The sequence below is a fragment of the Pedobacter duraquae genome, assembly GCF_004362245.1.
In the GTDB taxonomy this organism is placed as follows: Bacteria; Bacteroidota; Bacteroidia; order Sphingobacteriales; family Sphingobacteriaceae; genus Pedobacter; species Pedobacter duraquae.
Window position 1 is genome coordinate 369674 of record NZ_SNWM01000001.1, and the last position, 21158, is coordinate 390831.

A 21158-nucleotide genomic window follows, 5' to 3' on the forward strand; every position below is an offset into this window, starting at 1 on the left:
TTTCACCTAAGAACATACAGATTTTCGCAAAGTTCGTTATATTTAGCTATGAAAATCAGCCATTTAAGCCTTATCGCCCTGTCAGTAGTTGTATTTAACAGTCAATCCTCTCACGCACAAAATGCCGGGATATATATAAACGACGTAAGTGGTTTCCCAATTCGACCTGCTACTACCGATGAAATCTCTGGAACAAACTATTTAAATAAAGATTGGCAGCTAGGTTCGGTAACTGTTAAGAACGGAAAAACTTATAAGAACATGCTCGTAAAATTGAATCTGCTTGACCAAAAATTTATATTTAAAGGAGATAAAGGTGAGACCATGGGCTTTGTAGAACCTGTAACTCAAGTAATACTAGATGCAACCATACTAAATACAAATCCTGTAGTTTTGAGAAATGGATTCACTAACTCTGATGTTAAACCCACAGATTATCTCGAAGTGATGACAGAAGGGAATATTCTGCTTTTAAAGAAGACGACTGTAGTAGTAAAAGAAGTTAAAGAATATAGTTCGGCGGTTACAGAAAAAAGTTACGTAAATAAATCGTCCTATTACACAGCTGAGAAAGACAAACCATTAAGAACCTTATCTTTGAATAAGAAAGATATTGTAAATGCACTTGTTGGACATGCTAAAGAAATAGAACAATATATTAACGACAACAAAGTAAATTTCAAAAAAGATGAAGACCTTACTAAGCTAGTGAACTACTATAATTCGCTATAGATATTATACTTTTTCCTTTTGAACTAAGGCAGGAAATGTTTTTAAGATAATTTTTAAATCCAACCAGAAAGAATGATTTTGGGCGTAAAAGTTATCAAGCTTTTTACGCTCACGTTCAGACATATCGGCCTTACCTCTTCTGCTTACCTGCCATAAACCAGTTAATCCAGCGGGACCTAAGAACCGCATCGTCCATTCATTGGACGTTAACATTTCCGCTTCATACAATGGAAGTGGTCTGTTACCAACAAGAGACATATCGCCTTTTAGTACATTAAAAAGTTGTGGAAGCTCATCAATGCTGAATTTCCGTATAAACTTACCAAACCTGGTAATCCGGGGATCATTCTTTAGTTTGACAAATGTAGTGCTTCCAGCTTCAGACTTATCATATTGATTAAGCGCACTCAGTTTGCTTAATTCATCGCTTGCACCTTGGCGCATCGACCTAAATTTATAAAAATCAAACACTTTGTAACCAGTACCGACTCTTTTACTTTTAAACACTACCGGTCCTTTGGATTCCAAAGCCACGATAGCAGCCACTATCAATAAAAATGGTGAAATTACCAACAATACAGATCCACAGGCAACCACATCAAAACATCGCTTGAAAAATGGCATTCGATAACGTAAATCTATACTCGAAAGGTCAGAAAGCTGGGGTTTTATAAGTTTAAATTTAACCAAAAATATAATACGCTCGCAAAGATCATCTATAGGCAAAGGACTTACATATAAGTCGTTCACCTTCGACTTCATAGCTAAGCTCCTAACATTGGGATCTTTTTTATCGGATAGTAAAATAATAACCAAACCTTTAAGCAAAGCATTCTCCTTAAGCTTGTTCACATAATTGAAACAGGAAAGCTGAGGGTCTACTTCCAAAATGATTACATCAGGAAGGCTAAATAAAGACTGTTCTTTTAAATAGGTATCTAGATTGTCCAGTGTATCTTCGCTATGTACCAGGAAGGCAGCGCTTAACCTGTTAAGTAATTCGTTTCCGAAAGACTTAGCATGTACTAAAATAGAGATCTGATGATGAGAATTGGATTCTTTAGAATTAGTTTCCGATGGCGTCATATTTTCTGAAAACATTAGAAATGGCTTCTTTTAATTGGGCAGGATTGAATGGTTTTGGGATAAAGGCATCTAATTGAAAGGGCATTTTTGCTACTCTTTCGTTCAAATTACTTGCTCCAGATAGAATTATTACCGGAGTATCGCGATAAAATCCACTGATTTTTAAATTATAAATAAAAGAACTTCCATCAAAATAGGGCATCTCTAGATCGGATAGAATCAAGGCCGGAGAATGACCTTCTTCTAACCAGCTCAAGGCTTCCACGCCACTAGTTTTGATCACCAAATCGTATTCGTTGGATAATACAAAATTCAATAACTTCAGAATCGTAATTTCATCATCCACTATTAATAATTGCTTTTTCATTCTTTGATCCTGTTTATAATCGCTTGCACAGCCTTTTCAGTAACGAACATACGAAATAATCCACGATTAAGATCGATTAGAGCCACATATTTTTACAAATAAAATTTATCCATAAAAAAACCCGGTTGATTTAATAGTAAATATCAATCAACCGGGTGTATGAGATATTATCTCAATTAATTTTTAGGCTGAACCCTGCCAGATTTCCTGTCTTCGCCACGTCCAATCAAATAACCGGCACCTGCTCCAACAACACCTCCAATAATAGCTCCTCTACCTTTTTTCTTATCTATCAATGCTCCACCAAGTGCACCGGCTCCAGCCCCAATAGCTGTACCTTTAGCAGCATCACTCCAACCCTTTTTCTTGGTTGTGGTAGTAGATGTGGTTGTACTTGTTCCTGAAGTAACTGCTGGTGCAGACGCTGCTCTACGCTCTTCAGCAAGCATCATCACGCGTTTTTCTTCAGCCTGTTGAGCAAGCACCTTCTGTTTTTCGGTATCTGCCCTTTTGAAGCTATCTAACCTGATACTATCTTTTACAGCCTTAATAGCTGCCTGTTTGTTCTCTTCTTCTTTAGCTTTATTAGTACACGCTGACAACGCAAGCGCGATAGCTAATATGGAAAATATTTTTTTCATGATATGAGATTTTAGATATTCAATAGTAGTTAAGAAAAAATAGTGCCAGAAAATCGAACTATTTTTATTTGTCCATTAATGGAGAGGAACCCCGTTCCAAGTTTGCATCGCTGTCGTCGCTCTCTCCATCAGGATTATGAGATACAATGTCGTTATCCATGTTGTATTTTCTGTCAATACGTTGATCATCCGAAGACCGGTCAGCGTCCATTCCGAGATTTTCTGCAGTCCCTGATTCCATTCCTACATCACTTTTTCGTACCTCATGCCTGTCATTAGGCGCTTTTTTATTGTCGTCTGATAAATCCATGGCTATTTTTTATTGTCTGAACAGTTCTACAATTCATTTGTTTGAAAACATCGAACTATTTAAATGTCAATTTAACAACAACAATTGCTTATGGCTTTGGAATACGACATCTATTCATTATTTTCACAACAAATAATATATTCATACTAATATGCGTACAACAGGAAAAGTTAAATGGTTTAATTCAGCTAAAGGATTTGGGTTCATCACTCCAGAAAATGGAGGTAAAGATATTTTTGTACATTTTTCGGCAATCGCTGGAGATTCTTTTAAGGAATTGTCAGAAGGTGACGATGTAGAATTTGAATTAAATGACGGTAAAAAAGGACCTGAAGCTTCAAATGTAACAGTTCTTTAACTTTTTTATCCATTAAGACACTAAGGGTTTGCTTCGCAAAACCCTTTTTTTGTTAGTGGTAATCTCCTAAAATGCCTGATAAAAAAAATATAAGTATCCTTGGGTGTGGCTGGTATGGACTTGCCCTCGCTGAACAACTGATTTCTTTAAACTACGGGATCAAAGGATCTACAACATCAGCTCAAAAAGCTGAAATGTTGAATTCTAAAGGAATTCATGGAAGTACCATTAATCTTGAAAGTCCAACATCGATAGAAAATACGTCTTTTTTTACGACCGACCTGCTTATCATAACAATTCCAGCAAGGGATTCAACATCTGGTATTACTTACCTGGATCAAATTGATATCTTAATTAAAACGATCATAAAAAATGAAGTCAAATTAGTTATTCTAATCAGTTCCACATCTGTTTATGGGGAGCCTAATAAGGAAGTTACTGAAAATGATCCACCCAACCCTAACACTAGCGGTGGAAAACTGTTAGCAACCGCAGAACAAAAATTTATGGATTGCCCTGCTTTTAGGACAACCATATTGCGATTCGGAGGCTTATACGGCCCCGGTAGAGATCCTGGACGATTTCTCGCAGGCAAAAAAATGATTCCTAATGGACTTGCTCCAGTTAATTTAATTCATCTTCAGGATTGCATTGGTATCACCATAAGTATAATAGAGAAAGAAGCCTTTGGTCATGTCATTAATGCATGCTCACCTGTTCATCCATCCCGAAAAGATTTTTATACCGCAGCAGCGCTTCGCAGCCGGCTGGAATCTCCGATTTTTATTGAGGAATGCAAAAATTGGAAAATTGTGTCTAGTGTGAAAATTACTGAACTACTTGACTACCAGTTCAATTTTTACTGCGGAGATAAATTTTAATTTATAATTGAATAATAAAGTAATATATTAGTGGATAAAGGTGAACATTAGAGAATGAAATTAACGATTTGCGGAGCAGCGGAACAGGTGACAGGGAGCATGCATCTTTTAGAAACTCAGGGATACAATATACTTATCGATTGTGGACTGGATTACGAGAAAGATACTTATCAGGAGGAAAACCAACATTTCCCATTCAATCCGGCAGATATCGACGTCGTTATTCTTACACATGCACATATCGATCATTCAGGGAACCTACCAACACTGGTTCGATTGGGCTTTCATGGGCAAATCCTTTGTACCCCACCTACAGCAGACCTTACTGAATTACTGCTGTTGGACTCCGTATCTATATTTCTTTCAAAACAACAAAAAAAGGGTCGCGGTAGAGGATCTGGTCCAGCGCCGTTATACTTACAAAAGCATGTGATGGACACGGTGGAACGCTTTGTCACAATTAGTTTTAATAAACAGTTTAAAATTAACGATCGTATTTCTTTTCACTTCGTACCCGTAGGTCATTTACTAGGCGCTGCCGCGGTAATATTAGAAGTCAATGAAAACGGGGTTACAAAAAAAATAGCATTTACCGGTGATATAGGGCGCAAAAATTACCCGGTACTTGTAGACCCTGAACCGCTCCCACAGGTCGATTATCTGGTATCAGAATCAACCTATGGCGGCAAATTGCACACTACCGACAGCTCCCTTCAAGAACAGCTTATTAAATATATAGATGAGACTTGCTTAAAATATCCAGGACGACTTATCATTCCTGCATTCAGTATTGGAAGAACTCAAGCACTTGTATTCGCCTTAAATAAGATTTTTAGTGAAGGACTTCTGCCAAGAGTACAAGTTTTTGTGGATAGTCCGCTGGCAATCTTTGCGACAGACATTTACAGGAAACACCATCATCTAGTCAATGATGAGGCTAAAGATTTTTATCAGAAACGGGGTGATGAATTTGAATTTGACGAGCTTTCTTATATTAATGATAAAAGAGAAAGTCTCTCTATCTCAAATTATCATGAGCCTTGCATTATAATATCTTCTGCGGGCATGCTTGAGGGCGGTAGAATTCAGGATCACCTGTATTATAATATTCAAAATTATTACTGTACCATCCTATTCGTAGGTTTCTGCGCCAAGGGCACACTCGGAGATAGACTTCTTCGTGGAGATCCAATAGTTAGACTTAGGGGAAGGGATCTAATGGTGTACGCCTCGATCAGGAAAACTGATCAATTGAGCGGACATGGGGACCATGAAGATTTAATGAATACCGTAAGAACACAAAACAATCAACAACTTAAAAATATTTTTCTTGTTCACGGTGAGCAGTCACGACTCCTAAGTTTTCAGCAGGCCCTTCAACAGGAAGGTTATCAAGTTGAAATAGCCAAAAAAGATCAGGTATATGATCTTAATTAGACAGTAGAAGTATTAAATAACACCTAATTAATACTTCTGTTTTGATTAAACCAGAAATCATATAATGACTGGATGCAGGTAATCAAATTTGTATAACCGTCCGGTTTCGTCAAATATGCGTTAGCACCAAACTCTAAAGACCGTTTAACATCAATAGGGTCATCTGACGTTGAAAACAGAATTACAGGCACATATTTAAAATAAGGAATTTCTTTGATCTTTTTTAAGAGATCAATCCCGGATAATCCAGGGAGGTTAAGATCCAGCAATATCAACTTTGGCTTTTGCTGTGTTTCAACATAACTGTCGAGCATCCGCATAGCCTCGGTTCCATCCTCAACAATTCGAACCACTAAATCATCCTTCACTTCCTTTACCGCGTATTGCATGATGAATGCAAAATCCTGGTCATCTTCTACGTAAAATATATCTGGAGAAATCACTTTGTCTTATTTTCTAAATGCTACGTAAAATACTGTGCCAACTTTTAATTCGCTTTCAAACCAAATTCTTGCATTGTGCTTTTCAACAATTCTTTTTACAATTGCCAGACCAACACCAGTGCCCTGATAACCCTTTGCGTTATCCATCCGTTTAAAAAGCTCAAAAACTTTATCATGGTAGTTTAAATCTATACCAATACCATTATCCTTGATGGTATAAATAACCTCATCTCCCCCATCTTCACCAGAAACCACTACCATAGGATCAATGGCCGACACACTGTATTTTACAGCATTCCCTATTAAATTGGCAAATATCTGAGTAATCAATGTGGGATCTCCTAAGATCGATGGTGTTGCCCCAATTTTGACTGTTACATGCCTGGCCCCATCCACATTAAGCGCATCTGTTTTTATTTCTTCTAAAATGCTTCCCATATCCAGTTGTTCGGCCTTCAGATCAGAACGACCAACCCGTGCTAACTTTAAGATTTCATTGATAAGGAAAGCCATTTTATTTGCTCCTGCTAATACCCGGTTTAGCAGCATTTTGCCTTGTTCATCTAAGCTTTTATTTGTGGCAAGCACCAGCTCTGTATAGCTTTTAATAGATGTTAGTGGTGTCCGAAGATCATGCGAGATCGTGTAACTGAACGTATCGAGCTCCTCATAAGCCAGCTTAAGTCGCTCATTTAGCGCCCGAATTTCATTTGCTTTCTTATTGATTACATCTAATAACTTATGTCTTATTTTAATTACGGACGCAATTTCCTCCCGAGTCCAAGACGCAGACGTATTTTCCACAATTTGTGCCCACGATTCAAATGAGTTCCTCGGACTTAAGTCCATGTGGCCATCAGGAGTTTCTGTCATGGGCTTTTCTGGGTTTCCTGCCCAATGTACAGTTGTTATCTGTTCAGGCTTAAACCAAATGACAAATTCTCCTAAATCTTTTGATAACATAGCAGCCAGAATTCCACTGGCAGTACTTTTAAAGTTCTTTGCGGGTGAAAATACTTCAGGAAGTTGACTTGTATGGTACACAGAATCCTCCATCGTTGTTGTCAACCAGGCAACCAGCATTTTGATCTCTTCCTCAGCAGGAACCTGACCTAACGTATACAGCCTCCCTTCAAAACAAATTACTACTCCTGTACTGTGAGTGACATCTTTAATGGTGACCCGGTGCGTGGTTAAAGCAGAAATAAAATCCTGATCAGCAACAAGGCTCTGTTGTAACTCTTCTGCATGAGCCAATAGCAACTTTACTTTTTCATCATCTTCTTCCTCCTGTCGATACTCCAGTGCAGAAGAAAGAATTTGACCAATCAGTTTAGTACTTTCTCTTGCTTTATAATCAATAAATTTTGGGGTATAATTATGACAAGCAATTAGTCCCCAAAGCTTACCGTTCGTAATTAGCGAAATACTGAAGCTGGAATCGACACCCATATTTTTAAGATACTGTATGTGTATCGGAGACACTGCCCTGAGTACCGAATGTGTAAGATCCAGTGCTGAAAAGTTATCAGATGTAGTTATCACAGCAGAATCATTGGTATTTACGTCAGCAATGATGCGTGTATAATTCAATAGATACAACGCCCGTGCTTGTTTTGGAATATCAGACGCAGGATAATGCAATCCATAAAATGGCTCCAAATCTTCATTTTTCGCTTCCGCGATTACCTCTCCGTGTCCATCATCATGAAACTTATAGACCATTACCCTGTCATAACCTATAATCTTTTTGATTTCGTCAGCAGTATTTTCCATCATACTGATCAACCGCCGCCCTGCTAGAATTCCTGAAATGGATCTACCAACAGTTCCCTGTATGTCAAAATCGAGGATCGCCGGTTCAAACTCCAGCACATGGTACGCCCCGGACTTTGAGATGATGAGATAAAAAGGTTGGCCTTTAATGTTTAGATAGTAAGGATTGATTCCTTCGTAACTATCTTTCTGACTACCTAAGATTAGCAAAGACTTTAGCTGAACTTTGTCGTCTTTAAAAATCATTTGTTCTTCCAGAAACAAAATGGATTTATCAAGTAGATCTGCCGCCTCAACTTCAATAAATTTGAATGTATTTAAGCTTACGTACTTAATAAGCAACGTATCGATGTCTATTGCAATTAAAAACCCATGTGATTGTATCCGACCTGGAATATGTATGGGCTCTTTATCACAATTAGTTAAGTCCACTTGATTTGTATTCATAAAGCTGAGATGATTATTCTTTGGTAATCGCAAAATACTAATTCACGATATATTATGCTAAACATAAGGTCAAAAATAGTGCGAACTCCTATTTAAGCGTAAAAAACATCGTTATGTACTAATTACAATACACAATTCCCCAAAAACATGCTTTTTGGGGTTCCAATGATACGCAATTGTAACAGATTGATTACTAACAAATTCAGGCTTAATATAACCTTAACACAGATTTGGCAAGGTATTTACAATAAGGCAATCGTTCAACATACAATAAGAACGAATATCTAACTTATAAAAAAATGAATTTAAAAATTACAAAATCAGCGATGATTTTATCCTTGGTAGGATTATCATCTGCGCTTTTCGCTCAGGATTCTATGCCTGATTCAACAAACAGATTTGCTAAAAAAGATTTCCGTACCTGGTCAATCGGACTTAACGGAGGTATGCTTACACATTACACACCTTTCAATGGTGGTAGCAACGGTGATTACTTTACACCTCAGGAGTCTTGGGGATACGGTGGTTACATCAAAAAACAAATTACACCAGGATTTGGCTTACAAGCAGACTTTTTAGCTGGTAAAATCAAAGGTATGAGAGCTAATGCGCTGCCTTCAGGTTCTGCAGCCCAAAACAATTCTACTTTTAATACTAGAATCGATTGGTCAGCAGCTTTAAAAGCTAATATTACTTTAGCTAACTTAAGCTTAAACCATAAAAATGGCGTTTTCTCTCCTTACCTGACAGGTGGTGCTGGTTATATGTCTTCAAGTGCTAACGTAAATTACACTGCACCTGGAGCTGCAAGCACAGGATATAACGAAAACTGGTTTATTCCAATTGGTGCTGGTTTTAAGTTAGGTCTTTCTAACACCATCAATCTAGATTTCGGATACGATGTTAACTTCATGAAAAGCCGCGACTTTGATGGTTACAGCGGTGCATCAAATGATAGATTTTCATATGCTCATGCAGGTATAGAGATTGCATTGGGTAAAAAATCGAGCCCACAATTACAAAGATATAGCCCTATTGCTGCGCTACGTGAAGAAAGTGCAGCTGAAGCTGCTGACTTGAGAAGACAATTATCAACTCAGGAGCAAAACGCAAGAAGAGATAGAGAAGAAGCTGCTGCTAAATATGCGCAAGAAATGGGTGATGATGATGGTGATGGTGTAGCTAACAAATTTGACAAGTGTCCTGGTACAAAACCGAATACTATTGTTGATGGTGCTGGTTGTCCTTTAAGAGTTCCTGCTCCGGTAATCAGAGAAAAAGTAATTGTTACTGAAGCTGACCGTAAGGTTGTTGGTGAAGCAATTAAAAACTTAGAGTTTGAATTGGGTAAATCTACAATCAAAGCAAGTTCTTATGCTACCTTAAACCGTGTTGCTGCACTGTTAGTAGAGAAAAACTTTAGCCTTAAATTAGCTGGTCATACAGATAATACGGGATCAATGGCACTGAACTTGTCTTTATCTAAAGACAGAGCAGAAGCTGTTAAAGCTTATTTAGTATCACAAGGTGCTAATGCATCTACTATTGAAGCAACAGGTTACGGTCCAAACCAACCAATTGCAACAAATAAAACTGCAGAAGGTCGTCAAAAGAACAGAAGAGTTGAATTCTCTTTATTCTAAGGATATCTTCTTTAAAAAAAGGCGACTGATGAGAATCAGTCGCCTTTTTTTTATTCAGGCCATTCTTCGCCAACAAGTTCTATCTCCTGATTGTGTGCATCAATAATAACCTGCAGTTTCATACCCGCAAGATCATAAGTATCAATAGCCGCACACGAACTAAACTCTTCCAGCGAAAACCTCACAAATAATTCAAGACGTTCTGGAGACGGAAAAATTATTTCGGCAACCCTCACCTTTTGTTTTGGATAATAATCCTGAATCAGATAACCAATCTGGAGTTTATGCAGTTGAATTTCTTGTTGTAATTGAGCAATTAATGCTGGACCCGAAACTTGTTTTAAATCATCGGGAAATTGAATGTTAAGTTTTGCCTGCATCTATTTGTGCTTCCTAATTTTATGATATAGATAACTTATTAGTCCGCTTACAAATGGCATTGGTCGTAGACTTTTGATAATTGTTAAGTCAGCTATCAAGTTAGTTTCGGCATCTAAAAACGCAAATATCCGGTAGGCAGGTACACCCTTGAATAAATCGTAAAAAAGCTGATGTCCGGGATATCGACCCTGATCAAGCACATTCAACAGCGTGCCATCATACATCAGCTCCTTCGCACCGATTTGACGTGAGTTGAAAAATGGATTTTTAAACTTTTCCCAATGCATGATAATTTCACTAACGGTTTTCTGAATGTTAGTAAAAGTATAGCCCGTTGCTCCTCTTGTGTCACCTCCTATCGTCCCTATGTGCGTAACCTTCTCATTAAAACGCGTAAAGTTGTAGTCAGTCATTGGTATAACTCCAAACTCCTTTTCGAGTATAATATAATTATTAAGCCCAAGTATATCGTGGATATAACTCGTTAGTTTGCTATCGTAAACTGTGTCATCTAACAAAGATTTAGAAAAAAGTGTGTATTCTATAAAAATCAGGTCGTCACTCAACGGCAGCGTATAAAAAAAACTTGTTCCTGCTTCCTGCGTTGTTCTAAAATCCATTAGGAAAGCTCTGTTAACATCGAGTCCGTGCTTATCTATTTGCAGCGTAATTCCTTTAAAGTGTTGAAGAAAATATTGTCCACCTGCCGGGAGTTTCGGTTTTTCGAATAGGGAATTAAAAATATAATTGCAAGAATAGATGCCCGAATTAGTCCTGACCAAACACGTCCCGTCAGCTGAAGAAAAATCAACAACTGTCTCAAAAATGAACGATACATTGTTATATTTTTCTAACGCTTTAAGTGTAGCGTTATAAAAATCTAAACTATGAATAGTGTGGTATGCATAATCGCCGGTATTTAGCAGAAGTTCTTCACCGGAGGTAGAGAAAAATGAGAGGTCTTGCCAGCTCTTACAGATCAAGTGGTCAAACGAACCGTTACCAGATTGCCAGAATGACCACGTTTTATCATTTGTATTTTTCTGTTGCCCGTCTATGATCAATATACATTGATCATCCCAGATGCCAGCTTGCAAAGCACGATACGCCAAGCTGAGGCCGGCTAAACCAGCACCAAGAATAATAATATCGAAGTGATTTTTTTTGGATTGCACACAAACAGAATTAAATTAGCACTAACAAAGATGTCTGCGGCTAATTCTGTAAAGATAGCTAACGCCACTCATAATCTAGCTCAGATATTCTTCGAAATAGGTACCCGCGATCTCCGCAAACAATTCTCTTGTTAAGGGTTTATGCATAAAGTTAACAATGTCCGTATGTCCCAATGCTTGTTCTTTATCATCTGGATTGAAAGATGTGGTGAGCATAATCACCTTTGTTTTAGCTTTTTGAGCAGGATCGATCTTTTCATATTCAGTCATAAAATCCCACCCACTCATACCAGGCATATTGATATCTAAAAATATTATCCCTGGCTTGCTTTCCCATGAAGTTCCCGCATATTTCCCGCTAGATCTAAGGAAATCAAGCGCTTCCTCAGCCGATGTAATAGCTGTTACATCGACCTCAACATTTGATGTCTGAACGATTTTACGATGAATAAAATTCGTGGGAATGTCATCATCTACCAACAAAACACAATTCAGATCCTTAAATTTTTTCATCCTTTATCTTGTTCAAAGTAAACCAAAAAGTACTACCGTTTCCTGGTACTGATTCAACCCAAATCTTCCCTCTGTGCAATTCAACGATCTTCTTACACTGTGCAAGCCCTATTCCGTTTCCTTCAAAATCAGCCCTCGTATTCAGTCTTTGGAAAATGATAAAAATCTTCTCCAAATATCTTGGTTCCATTCCTATGCCGTTATCCTTTATACTGAACATCCAGCCTTCCTCAGTTTCTACTGCTGAAATGCCGATTTCGGGAACAACGTTATCTCTGGCAAACTTTAACGCATTACTTACCAGATTTTGAAACAACTGTCTGATCTGCGTTTGGTCTCCGACAATAGTAGGAAGCTGACCGTACTTTAAAATAGCCTGATGTTTTTGAATACTTGCTAGCAAATCAGAAGCTACATTATCCATAACGAGCTTGCAATCGACTACTTTTAGCTGCTCAACTTTACGTCCTAGTCGCGCATAATCTAACAGCCCACGAATCAAATCCTTCATACGCTCAGACGACTGGTTAATATATTTAAGATAGATCAGCGCATTCTCATCTAACTTATCACCATATTCTTCTTTAAAAAGATTGATAAAATTAGTTACGGTGAGCAATGGTTCCTGCAGATCATGAGAAGCGATGTAAACAAACTGCTCTAATTCCTTATTCTTCTGCTCCAGCTGACGCGAATAATCACGAATAGATTCTTCCTGTTCTAGCTTTTCGGTTAAGTCACGCGTAACTTTAGAAAATCCCACATGGCGACCTGCTGAATCGTGAACAGCGGTTACTGTTACGCTTCCCCAAAATCGGGATCCATCCTTCTTGATTCTCCAGCCCTCGTGCTTTGCTTTCCCACGCTCTAATGCAGCAGACATTAATTTCTGCGGCAATCCCTTCTTCTGGTCGGCCGCAGAATAAAAAACGGTAAAATTCTTGCCGATGATTTCTGTAGCCAAATATCCTTTAATGTGTTCAGCACCCTTATTCCAATTCTCTATATTTCCTTCTCTATCCAGGAAAAGAATGGCATAGTCTTCCACCTCTTCAAGCATGTGTAATAATTTGGAGAAATCTGTAAATGGCGGCATCTAATATTCGGTATAGGTAGAGTACCAAACAAAAAACAAATTCCAAGCCAGTGTATTTTCAGGCTCTGAATTCATACTCAACCCTGATAAGCTTAAATACGGATATTTTTCTGCCCCAATTTTTTCCCAGTTTGGGGATTTATTGGCTAACTTCCCAAATAGTATCCAGAAACCAGCCCTTCGAATCAAGCAAATGTTTTACCGGAACGAATCCAGAATCTGTAGCCATATTATCGGTTTCTGCAATGCTGTATTTTTGTGAAATTTCCATATCAATAAATTCATCCTTAGCAAAAGAAAACGTATTTCCCGCTATAACAACCTCTTGATCTGTTAAACTAATCAAATAACTCTTACAAGCGCCGGTTTCAGGATCATAGCTTGGATAGTGCTGGAAATTTTCAATCACGAAGTTGCCATCAAGTTCACGATTAACACGTTTTAACAAGTTGAGATTGAAATCACGCGTCAGCCCCCCGATATCATTGTATGCTGCTAAAATAATCTGAGGATTTTTTTTCAGGTCAAAACCCAATAGAAGCAGATCTCCTGGCTTCATGGACTCATGCAATCTTTGGCAAAATCCTAACGCATCAGCAACAGGCATATTCCCCAGATTTCCCCCAAGAAACAACAGTACCTTTCGTCTTTCGGACCGCATATAAGCCTGGTCCAGCATATCGAAATAATCACCCTTGAGTCCATTCACTGTTAAGCCAGGAATCCTGTTTGGCAAGGAAGTTTCTAAGTAGTTGATCATAGTGCCCGAAATATCTATCGGAATATATTTGAAATCCACACCCTTCGCAACGAGAGCACTAAGCAAAAAGCTTGATTTTGTAGCGTCACCAGCTCCCAATTCAATTAGATCGAAAGGAGCTGTACTATTGGTAAAAGCTGCAACAAGTTCATCTGTCCGACTTGTAAATATCTCAAGTTCGCAATCCGTAGGATAATATTCATCACAATTCATGATTTGCTGAAAGAGCTTATCTCCTGCTTCATCATAAAAATATTTAGAACTCAATTTCTTAGGAAATCGAGATAGGTCGCTGATCACATCAGCTAAAAATTGTCTTGCCATTATTTTGCGAGCCTTAATCCACTATACATCCAACGCAGATGTGGATGAAAAAAATTACGATAGGTATTCCTGCTATGGTTTGGAGAGGTAGCAACAGAAGCACCACGAAGAACCTTCTGATTTACCATGAATTTGCCGTTGTACTCACCAATAGCACCCGGAGCCTTTGAGAATCCAGGATAAGGGAGATATGCACTTTCTGTCCACTCCCACAGCTGGCCCCATTCAAATTTATCCGATGCCACTTCCCATTCAAACTCCGTTGGCAAACGATGTCCACTCCATTGAGCATATGCCCAGGCCTCATAAAAACTAATGTGTGAGACCGGCTGATCATCCTTTACTGGTACCAGGCCACCCAAACTATAATTAAACCAAATACCGTCCACATTATGCCAGTATAACGGCGACCTGATGTTATTTGTCTTCACCCAATCCCAGCCTTCAGCGTGCCAATAATTAAAATCAGTGTAGCATCCTGCATCGATGAATTCTTTAAATTCTCTATTGGTAACCAGTTCGGTTGATATACTGGCACCATTGAGGTAAACTTTGTGTCTGCCAAGCTCATTATCAAAAGTAAAATCAGACCCCTTGTAGCCCATTTCGTAAATGCCTTCGGGTATAACGAGCCAATCTTTCTCAGCATGTTTCAGCCCATCTTCGATTGTCTTCTCGTGTGAATATGCTGGAAACAAAGGATTATGGCCAAGAATATACTTGATGTCATACCACAATAACTCCTGATGTTGCTGTTCATGATTTATGCCCAAGGTAAAAATTTCAAGCAGTTCATTTGAAAGGCCGCAACTTAATAGGTGCGCCATTCCTTTGTCAACGTATGCCCTGTACTTGTACACATCGTCTACTGTTGGCCGACTCAAATTACCCCTATCCGTACGGATCACCCTTGCACCTATTGTTTCATAATAACTGTTAAAAACATAATTATAATCGGTATTGAACGGTTGATAAGCTACCGCATGAGGAATGAGTAAGAAAGTCTCGAAAAACCAGGTGGTATGTCCGAGATGCCATTTCGGCGGACTAACGTCCGCCACTGGCTGAACCACGTAGTCTTCTTTTTCAAGCGCAGAGCAAATTTTCTCCGTTAACGCCCTGGTTATGGCATATTGGTCCAAAAGCGACATATAATATTATTTTAGATGATTGGTTAGATCAGATATTGTTTTAATGCGCAAACTCTGTGCCTGTTCTCTGCGCATCATGAGCGCATAGGCATTATTAAAACCAATAGGTTTTAGCCATTCAAGCTGTAAATCATTGCGCATCTTATCTTTAACATATTTATACACGGCATCTTTTTCTCCTTTTAATTGGTCAATAACTTTTGCATCAGATTTAAGTAGTACTAATAAGGCAGTACCGGTGTATTCAGGATAAAAATCTATTTGATTATTTGTCAAGGCATCAAAGCATATCTTTGTCCCTCCCAACCCTGTTTTTGTTTCCACGCTCAAATCCGTATTTCCAATGATTAAAAACCTGTACATCTGCGCCAATATATATTGCTCTCCAAAAATTTTCGAACCTATTCTGATTGTCGCACCCTTCCCAAGTCGATCTCTCTTAAATAAACCTTTTTCCTGTAAAAAGTTCTTTGCAACCAACTCAGGGCTTTCTTTAAGATTGTCAACCCTGTAATTTAAACTAGTCATCACAGAATCATTAATCGTTCCCGAAAGTTGATTCAACACCGCTGTTAACTCTGGATGTGCCACTAAAGTGGAGCGTCTAACCAATGGAGCGGCATAGTAAGGTGGAAAAATCCCTTTATCATCGATTAGGGTAACCAAATCGTAAGCCTTCAGTCTTCCGTCGGTACTGTAGCCATCAATCACATCGAGATCTTTCTCAAAAGCCGCCTTATACATCACTGCATCACTGATTACCACAGTTTCCATTTTGAAGTTGTACTTCTGCTGTAAACCTAGAAACCCGTCAGACCTTCCCATAAATTCAGGCGTAAATCCTGCTAACATGCGCCCCCCAATTTTAGTAGGCAATACATAAAAAGAACAACATAAAATTAAAACAAGGGGAAGCAGCAATCCAAAAATATTGATCTTCTTTAAATTCAGCTTTTGCAACTGCGATAATAAGAAATCAAACACTATAGCGAGCATAGCCGCAGGGACAGCGCCCGCAAGGATCATATTCCTATTATTCAAGGCGATACCACCAAAAATAAACTCACCGAGTCCCCCAGCTGCGATGTATGCCGCGAGGGTAGCGACACCAATATTTATTACAGCGGCAGTTCGTATACCAGCCATTAATACAGGAAATGCTAATGGCAGTTCAACTTTAGTCAGGATTTGCCAATCGCTCATACCCATTCCTTTCGCCGCATCCTTAACGGTCCGATCAACTTCAGTGATACCAGTATATGTATTTCTAATAATAGGCAACAGTGCATAAAGAAATAAAGCTAGAATTGCAGGCTTTGGTCCTATTCCTAAAAAGGGTATCATAATGCCTAATAAAGCGATACTTGGAATGGTTTGTAATATTCCTGCAAAGCCAAGAACTGCACCAGCGAGTTTTTGTTTTCTGGCGATGAAAACACCAAGCGGCAATGCAATAACTAAAGCCAGAATCAGTGAAATAAAAGTCAGCCCAATATGTGCCCAGGTCTGATCAAGCAATTTACCCGACTGTTCATGTATAAATTCCCAAAAACTTTGTTCCTCGTTCATGTATTTATTTTTTAAACGAAAAGAAACCCTTCATTAACATTCCAGGATCAGGTATTGTGGCATCACCTGACGCTAACGAATCCTCTAGCACTTCCCAAACTGATTGCCCGGATTTAAATCCTGAATTCATATACCACTCAACAGGCAACACTGATTTAAGTTCATCTATTTTTACCGTCTTCAACTCCAGTTGTAAGCGTTGGTCCTTTAAAAATTGCTTAACGAACGCATTAGAACTATCAAATAGTAAGGACTCCGGAGTGCCAAGCTGCATGATTCGTCCCTGATCCATCACGCAAATCCGGTCTGCCATATCAAATGCCTCCTGAACATCATGCGTGACCATCACAATCGTTTTTTCCTGAAAATCAGCGAGACCTTTTAGTTCCTTGCGGATTGAGATCCTTGTAATGGAGTCCAATGCTCCAAAAGGCTCATCCATAAGTAAAACAGCCGGCTGTGTAATTAATGCGCGTGCCAAGCCTACCCGTTGTTTCTGTCCACCACTGAGCTGTTCAGGAAATTTATCCCGTATTGTGGGATCTAGATTCAATTTTTCGAAAAGAGATTCCATCTCATTAAGAATTTTCTTCTTATCCCAGTTCATTAAGTTAGGAACAGTAGCGATGTTTTCTGCCACAGTATAATGTGGAAATAATCCGTGATTCTGAAGTACATATCCCATTCCCCTCCTCAGCTCCTGAACATCAAAATCCTTCACAGATTTACCGTCCAATAGAATATCCCCGGAGTCAGGCTCTTCAAGTCGGTTTATCATCCTTAAGGTAGTCGTTTTCCCACATCCGCTGGTCCCTAGTAAAACTAACGTCTCCCCTGTCTCAACTTCAAAACTGATCCCGTCAACGGCCAATCGTCCGTCGAATTTTTTGGTGATGTTCTTTAGACTAAGCATCCAATGACATAAATAGGTTATTCAGTGATTCAGCATACAGGGGATGCGCGAAGATTGCAAAGCGAATTTGGCTATACGTGATGTTCCCCATCATAGCCATCTGTAACACTGTCATGATCTCACCACCCTGCTCACCTATAATCGTTGCACCCAAAATAAGTCCTGTATTTTTATCAACGACCGCTTTCATGAATCCCCGTGTTTCACCCGTTTCAATCGCACGCGCAACGTTTCGCATGGGGATATGGGCAACTAGATGTGCTACGCCACTGGCAATAGCTTGCTCTTCCGTAATACCAATCCGACCTATTTGAGGATCAGTAAACATGCAATAGGGTACTAACCTTCCTTTAATTGATTCTTTTTTTCCATGGATTAAATGGTCAGCGATTATCAAATGATCATTATAAGAGATATGCGTAAACGCCGGCCCACCCTTAACATCACCCAAGGCAAATACGTTAGGGACTGCCGTCTGCAGATAATCGTCAACTTTAATAAATCCTGCATCATCTGCAGTGACAGCTGTATTCTCCAATCCAAGGTTGCCTGTCTGTGGGCTGCGTCCGGAAGCAAGCAGAACATGAGTACACATCCTGGTTTGCACATCATCCGAGGTTGTAAAAGTAACCCGAATACGGTCAGCACCATACTTTTCGAATTTTGTAACTTTAGACTGTGTAATCACCTCAATTCCCTCCTCTTTGAAAATATCCGTCATCACACCACATACATCTTCATCTTCATGAGGCAGTAGTCGGTCAGAATGCTCAATGATCGTTACTTTAGCACCAAATCTGCCAAACATCTGTCCAAACTCAAGACCGATATACCCCCCGCCCACGATTAATAAATGCTCAGGTACCTCATCCAATTCAAGAATACTGGTCGAGGTTAAATATTTTATCTCGTGTATGCCTTCAATTTTAGTTACCGTAGGTGAACAACCTGTATTAATTAAAATATATTTAGCTGTAAGCTCATAAACATCACCAGTGCTGCTGTTTATGGCGACTACTTTATCTGACACAAACTTCGCCTCACCATATATCAGTGTTAGATTTTCAGTTGCTTCCAGCCCTTTGATAGAGCCAGCCCTAAATTGCCCAACAATTTTATTCTTACGAGCCATTACGCGCTCAAAATTCAGTTTATAGGAAGGAATATCTACACCTAACTCCTCACTCAAAGTCCCTGCAAGGTAGGCCATCCGGGCTGAAGCTACTAAGGCTTTTGTTGGTGTGCAGCCGTCGTTAATGCAAGTGCCACCAACAAATCGTTTTTCTATCAAAGCTACTGACATCCCTGATTTTGCCAGTTTTTTCGCCAAAGGAATACCGGCTTGTCCCGCACCAATAACAATTGCATCAAATTCTTTCATATATATTCGCTTTTAGTATTAATACCGTCGCCGGTCTATTTTTATCTGGATAGCGGCAGCGAGAAACAAAATGTAGATCCTTTTCCTTCAACGCTATTAGCCCACAGTCTGCCACCTTCTCGTTTGATGATCTCCGAAGAGATATACAGCCCCAGTCCTAAACCAGGAAAAGTATGCTGCATGTTACCACTCACCCGATAAAATTGCTCAAATACTCTGTTTAGCTTATCTTCCGGGATTCCAATTCCATGGTCTTCAACACACACAACCACCTCATCTCCTTGTACGCTACACGAAATATTAATTTCCGTTGCTCCGGGTGAGTACTTGATGGCATTTGAAATTAAGTTGGTCAAAACCTGTCCTATCCGTTCCTGATCAGCAAATACCGAACCTATATTTTCAAAATTCTGAATCAATGTGTGTCTTTCTGTTGTCCTTTGCAAATCTTCGATCACAAAGTTCAGCATATCCAGAAAATTAAAATGGGCATCATTAAACTGTAGTCTGCCGGAATTCATCTTCGTAACATCAAGAAGATCACCGATCAAACTTGTCAGCCTGTTTAATTGTGCATCCATTTTTTGCATCATACTTGCTTCCCTGACATCCCCTTTCTGATTTAATATCTTTGCCAGCACCTGTGTATAGGCTTTGATACTCGTTACGGGGGTTTTCAATTCATGACTTGCTATGCCGATGAAATCGTCTTTTTGCCGTTGCAGTTCCTTCTGCTCTTCTAGCGCTATTTCAAGTTTCTTATTAATCTGCATAAGCTCTTCCTCAGCAAACTTGCGGTCAGAGATATCCAGCACGGTCCCAATAATGCGGACAGGCCTGATCGAGTCGTTATAGTAAATCTTACCCTCTACACGCACCCAGTGAATCTCTGAGTTCGGCCAAACTACGCGAACTTCATAAAATAACCGACCTGTTTCTACTGATCTGCGATGTGCATTGATGCGAATACCCAAATCATCGGGATGTATTGCACCTACAAATTTGGACCGGGCAACTTTACGATCAAAGCCAAAAATAGCATCGAACCTTGCCGAAGTCATCATTACTCCGGTAATTAAATTCATGTCATATGTGCCCAGATCCACTGCATCTGCCGCTAGTCTGGCCCGTTCTTCTGCGTCAACCAGGGCCGATCTAGAAGCTTTTTCTTCGGTAATATCCTGAAGAATCCCATTAAATCTCGTAACTACCTGCCGATCGTCAAACAGCGCCTTTCCACGAGCCAAGACAGTCCTTTCTACGCCGGAAATTGCATTTACAATAGTGTATTCAATGTTGTATATACCACCCGAGACAAATTGCATCGCATATTGAATGGCCTCTGAAACACGCATCCTGTCCTTTGCGGCAATTGCGTTTGTTGCAACACTGAGATCGATATCTTGATCCTGCGTCAGACCAAACCATTCTTTCAGCCTATTATTTCCACTAAATTTGAAGGTAACAGGATTTAAATCCCAGGTAGCTAGTTCCGCCGCATTGATTGCAAATAACAACTCATCGCGACTTTGAGCTATTTCTTCCTGATTATTGAGAGCGTTACCGGCATCCTGCTTATCGTTCTTTTTGGCGGCCATTGTCTGTTCTTGTCTAATTTTAAGAACCTAAATTTAAACTTTATTAAATATAATTACGGGTTTACTTACAAAATAAAGGTCAGCATAAACACATATAATTTTCGGAGTTAAAGTCACTGAGCGCTGGTCATTGCTTCGCTTTACAATCGACACCTCATAATTGTTTCCGCCTTAAG

The 21158-nt window shown here is 39.3% G+C and carries 21 protein-coding genes; 5 read left to right on the forward strand and 16 right to left on the reverse strand.

The features are described 5' to 3' along the window. Window positions 1–48: 48 nt before the first annotated feature. Entirely contained in the window at window positions 49–732 is a 684-nt protein-coding gene (locus CLV32_RS01705) for a hypothetical protein (RefSeq protein ID WP_133551753.1), read from the forward strand. A gap of 3 nt (window positions 733–735) precedes the next feature. Here the strand turns inward: CLV32_RS01705 and CLV32_RS01710 are convergent, their stop codons facing one another. The 4 genes from CLV32_RS01710 to CLV32_RS01725 all read right to left on the reverse strand — a co-directional run bounded on the left by CLV32_RS01710 (window position 736) and on the right by CLV32_RS01725 (window position 3136). Beyond that, window positions 736–1833 (reverse strand): sugar transferase, encoded by a 1098-nt coding sequence (locus CLV32_RS01710; RefSeq protein ID WP_243732212.1) that lies wholly within the window; start codon window positions 1831–1833, stop codon window positions 736–738. Then, the gene (locus CLV32_RS01715) at window positions 1799–2185 is read right to left on the reverse strand and encodes a response regulator (RefSeq protein ID WP_133551757.1); all 387 of its coding nucleotides are present in this window, start codon (window positions 2183–2185) and stop codon (window positions 1799–1801) included. Before CLV32_RS01715 ends, CLV32_RS01710 begins: the two co-directional genes overlap by 35 nt. A gap of 176 nt (window positions 2186–2361) precedes the next feature. Continuing rightward, window positions 2362–2826, reverse strand: coding sequence for a YMGG-like glycine zipper-containing protein (locus CLV32_RS01720; protein WP_133551759.1), 465 nt, complete (start codon window positions 2824–2826; stop codon window positions 2362–2364). Between the two features lie 64 nt (window positions 2827–2890). After that, complete coding sequence (locus CLV32_RS01725) at window positions 2891–3136, reverse strand: hypothetical protein (RefSeq protein WP_133551761.1); 246 nt, start codon at window positions 3134–3136, stop codon at window positions 2891–2893. A 151-nt stretch (window positions 3137–3287) separates the two neighbouring features. Between CLV32_RS01725 and CLV32_RS01730 the strand changes: the two genes are divergently transcribed. The 3 genes from CLV32_RS01730 to CLV32_RS01740 all read left to right on the forward strand — a co-directional run bounded on the left by CLV32_RS01730 (window position 3288) and on the right by CLV32_RS01740 (window position 5812). Further along, a complete protein-coding gene (locus CLV32_RS01730; RefSeq protein WP_133551763.1) occupies window positions 3288–3494 on the forward strand; it encodes a cold-shock protein in 207 nt (68 codons plus the stop codon). Window positions 3495–3565: 71 nt separating this feature from the next. Continuing rightward, window positions 3566–4375 (forward strand): SDR family oxidoreductase, encoded by an 810-nt coding sequence (locus tag CLV32_RS01735; protein ID WP_133551765.1) that lies wholly within the window; start codon window positions 3566–3568, stop codon window positions 4373–4375. A gap of 54 nt (window positions 4376–4429) precedes the next feature. Beyond that, entirely contained in the window at window positions 4430–5812 is a 1383-nt protein-coding gene (locus CLV32_RS01740) for an MBL fold metallo-hydrolase (RefSeq protein WP_133551767.1), read from the forward strand. Window positions 5813–5835: 23 nt separating this feature from the next. On the opposite strand, the gene CLV32_RS01745 is transcribed toward CLV32_RS01740, so the two are convergent. Together CLV32_RS01745 and CLV32_RS01750 are read right to left on the reverse strand one after the other, a co-directional pair. Next, entirely contained in the window at window positions 5836–6255 is a 420-nt protein-coding gene (locus CLV32_RS01745) for a response regulator (RefSeq protein ID WP_133551769.1), read from the reverse strand. 6 nt (window positions 6256–6261) lie between these two features. Further along, window positions 6262–8478 (reverse strand): ATP-binding protein, encoded by a 2217-nt coding sequence (locus CLV32_RS01750; RefSeq protein ID WP_133551771.1) that lies wholly within the window; start codon window positions 8476–8478, stop codon window positions 6262–6264. 299 nt (window positions 8479–8777) lie between these two features. Between CLV32_RS01750 and CLV32_RS01755 the strand changes: the two genes are divergently transcribed. Next, window positions 8778–10121, forward strand: a complete 1344-nt coding sequence (locus tag CLV32_RS01755; RefSeq protein WP_133551773.1) for an OmpA family protein — start codon at window positions 8778–8780, stop codon at window positions 10119–10121. 50 nt (window positions 10122–10171) lie between these two features. On the opposite strand, the gene CLV32_RS01760 is transcribed toward CLV32_RS01755, so the two are convergent. The 10 genes from CLV32_RS01760 to CLV32_RS01805 all read right to left on the reverse strand — a co-directional run bounded on the left by CLV32_RS01760 (window position 10172) and on the right by CLV32_RS01805 (window position 20982). Next, entirely contained in the window at window positions 10172–10501 is a 330-nt protein-coding gene (locus CLV32_RS01760) for a hypothetical protein (RefSeq protein ID WP_133551775.1), read from the reverse strand. Next, window positions 10502–11677: a lycopene cyclase family protein gene (locus tag CLV32_RS01765; RefSeq protein ID WP_133551777.1), complete on the reverse strand. Its 1176-nt coding sequence runs from the start codon at window positions 11675–11677 to the stop codon at window positions 10502–10504. Window positions 11678–11752: 75 nt separating this feature from the next. Continuing rightward, a complete protein-coding gene (locus CLV32_RS01770; protein WP_133551779.1) occupies window positions 11753–12190 on the reverse strand; it encodes a response regulator in 438 nt (145 codons plus the stop codon). Continuing rightward, window positions 12177–13286, reverse strand: coding sequence for an ATP-binding protein (locus CLV32_RS01775; RefSeq protein ID WP_243732213.1), 1110 nt, complete (start codon window positions 13284–13286; stop codon window positions 12177–12179). The genes CLV32_RS01770 and CLV32_RS01775 overlap by 14 nt, the downstream gene beginning before the upstream one ends. A 139-nt stretch (window positions 13287–13425) precedes the next feature. Beyond that, on the reverse strand, window positions 13426–14370 hold the full coding sequence (locus CLV32_RS01780) for an L-histidine N(alpha)-methyltransferase (RefSeq protein ID WP_133551781.1): 945 nt from the start codon (window positions 14368–14370) through the stop codon (window positions 13426–13428). Then, entirely contained in the window at window positions 14370–15521 is a 1152-nt protein-coding gene (gene egtB / locus CLV32_RS01785) for an ergothioneine biosynthesis protein EgtB (protein ID WP_133551783.1), read from the reverse strand. Before egtB ends, CLV32_RS01780 begins: the two co-directional genes overlap by 1 nt. A gap of 6 nt (window positions 15522–15527) precedes the next feature. Continuing rightward, the gene (locus tag CLV32_RS01790) at window positions 15528–17090 is read right to left on the reverse strand and encodes an ABC transporter permease/substrate-binding protein (protein ID WP_133551785.1); all 1563 of its coding nucleotides are present in this window, start codon (window positions 17088–17090) and stop codon (window positions 15528–15530) included. Between the two features lie 4 nt (window positions 17091–17094). After that, window positions 17095–18003 carry an ABC transporter ATP-binding protein gene (locus tag CLV32_RS01795; RefSeq protein WP_133551787.1) on the reverse strand — a complete coding sequence of 303 codons (909 nt, stop codon included), beginning with the start codon at window positions 18001–18003 and terminating at the stop codon, window positions 17095–17097. Continuing rightward, complete coding sequence (locus tag CLV32_RS01800) at window positions 17996–19384, reverse strand: mercuric reductase (protein ID WP_133551789.1); 1389 nt, start codon at window positions 19382–19384, stop codon at window positions 17996–17998. The genes CLV32_RS01795 and CLV32_RS01800 overlap by 8 nt, the downstream gene beginning before the upstream one ends. A 41-nt stretch (window positions 19385–19425) precedes the next feature. After that, window positions 19426–20982 carry a PAS domain-containing sensor histidine kinase gene (locus CLV32_RS01805; protein ID WP_133551791.1) on the reverse strand — a complete coding sequence of 519 codons (1557 nt, stop codon included), beginning with the start codon at window positions 20980–20982 and terminating at the stop codon, window positions 19426–19428. Window positions 20983–21158: the final 176 nt, after the last annotated feature.

Coding starts and splice junctions, on each gene's coding strand:
- CLV32_RS01800 (WP_133551789.1), bottom strand. CDS start 19,384: ATGAAAGAATTTGATGCAATTGTTATTGGTGCGGGACAAGCCGGTATT.
- CLV32_RS01795 (WP_133551787.1), bottom strand. CDS start 18,003: ATGCTTAGTCTAAAGAACATCACCAAAAAATTCGACGGACGATTGGCC.
- CLV32_RS01715 (WP_133551757.1), bottom strand. CDS start 2,185: ATGAAAAAGCAATTATTAATAGTGGATGATGAAATTACGATTCTGAAG.
- CLV32_RS01805 (WP_133551791.1), bottom strand. CDS start 20,982: ATGGCCGCCAAAAAGAACGATAAGCAGGATGCCGGTAACGCTCTCAAT.
- CLV32_RS01710 (WP_243732212.1), bottom strand. CDS start 1,833: ATGTTTTCAGAAAATATGACGCCATCGGAAACTAATTCTAAAGAATCC.
- CLV32_RS01735 (WP_133551765.1), top strand. CDS start 3,566: ATGCCTGATAAAAAAAATATAAGTATCCTTGGGTGTGGCTGGTATGGA.
- CLV32_RS01725 (WP_133551761.1), bottom strand. CDS start 3,136: ATGGATTTATCAGACGACAATAAAAAAGCGCCTAATGACAGGCATGAG.
- CLV32_RS01790 (WP_133551785.1), bottom strand. CDS start 17,090: ATGAACGAGGAACAAAGTTTTTGGGAATTTATACATGAACAGTCGGGT.
- CLV32_RS01780 (WP_133551781.1), bottom strand. CDS start 14,370: ATGGCAAGACAATTTTTAGCTGATGTGATCAGCGACCTATCTCGATTT.
- CLV32_RS01720 (WP_133551759.1), bottom strand. CDS start 2,826: ATGAAAAAAATATTTTCCATATTAGCTATCGCGCTTGCGTTGTCAGCG.
- CLV32_RS01775 (WP_243732213.1), bottom strand. CDS start 13,286: ATGCCGCCATTTACAGATTTCTCCAAATTATTACACATGCTTGAAGAG.
- CLV32_RS01730 (WP_133551763.1), top strand. CDS start 3,288: ATGCGTACAACAGGAAAAGTTAAATGGTTTAATTCAGCTAAAGGATTT.
- CLV32_RS01770 (WP_133551779.1), bottom strand. CDS start 12,190: ATGAAAAAATTTAAGGATCTGAATTGTGTTTTGTTGGTAGATGATGAC.
- egtB (WP_133551783.1), bottom strand. CDS start 15,521: ATGTCGCTTTTGGACCAATATGCCATAACCAGGGCGTTAACGGAGAAA.
- CLV32_RS01705 (WP_133551753.1), top strand. CDS start 49: ATGAAAATCAGCCATTTAAGCCTTATCGCCCTGTCAGTAGTTGTATTT.
- CLV32_RS01750 (WP_133551771.1), bottom strand. CDS start 8,478: ATGAATACAAATCAAGTGGACTTAACTAATTGTGATAAAGAGCCCATA.
- CLV32_RS01755 (WP_133551773.1), top strand. CDS start 8,778: ATGAATTTAAAAATTACAAAATCAGCGATGATTTTATCCTTGGTAGGA.
- CLV32_RS01760 (WP_133551775.1), bottom strand. CDS start 10,501: ATGCAGGCAAAACTTAACATTCAATTTCCCGATGATTTAAAACAAGTT.
- CLV32_RS01740 (WP_133551767.1), top strand. CDS start 4,430: ATGAAATTAACGATTTGCGGAGCAGCGGAACAGGTGACAGGGAGCATG.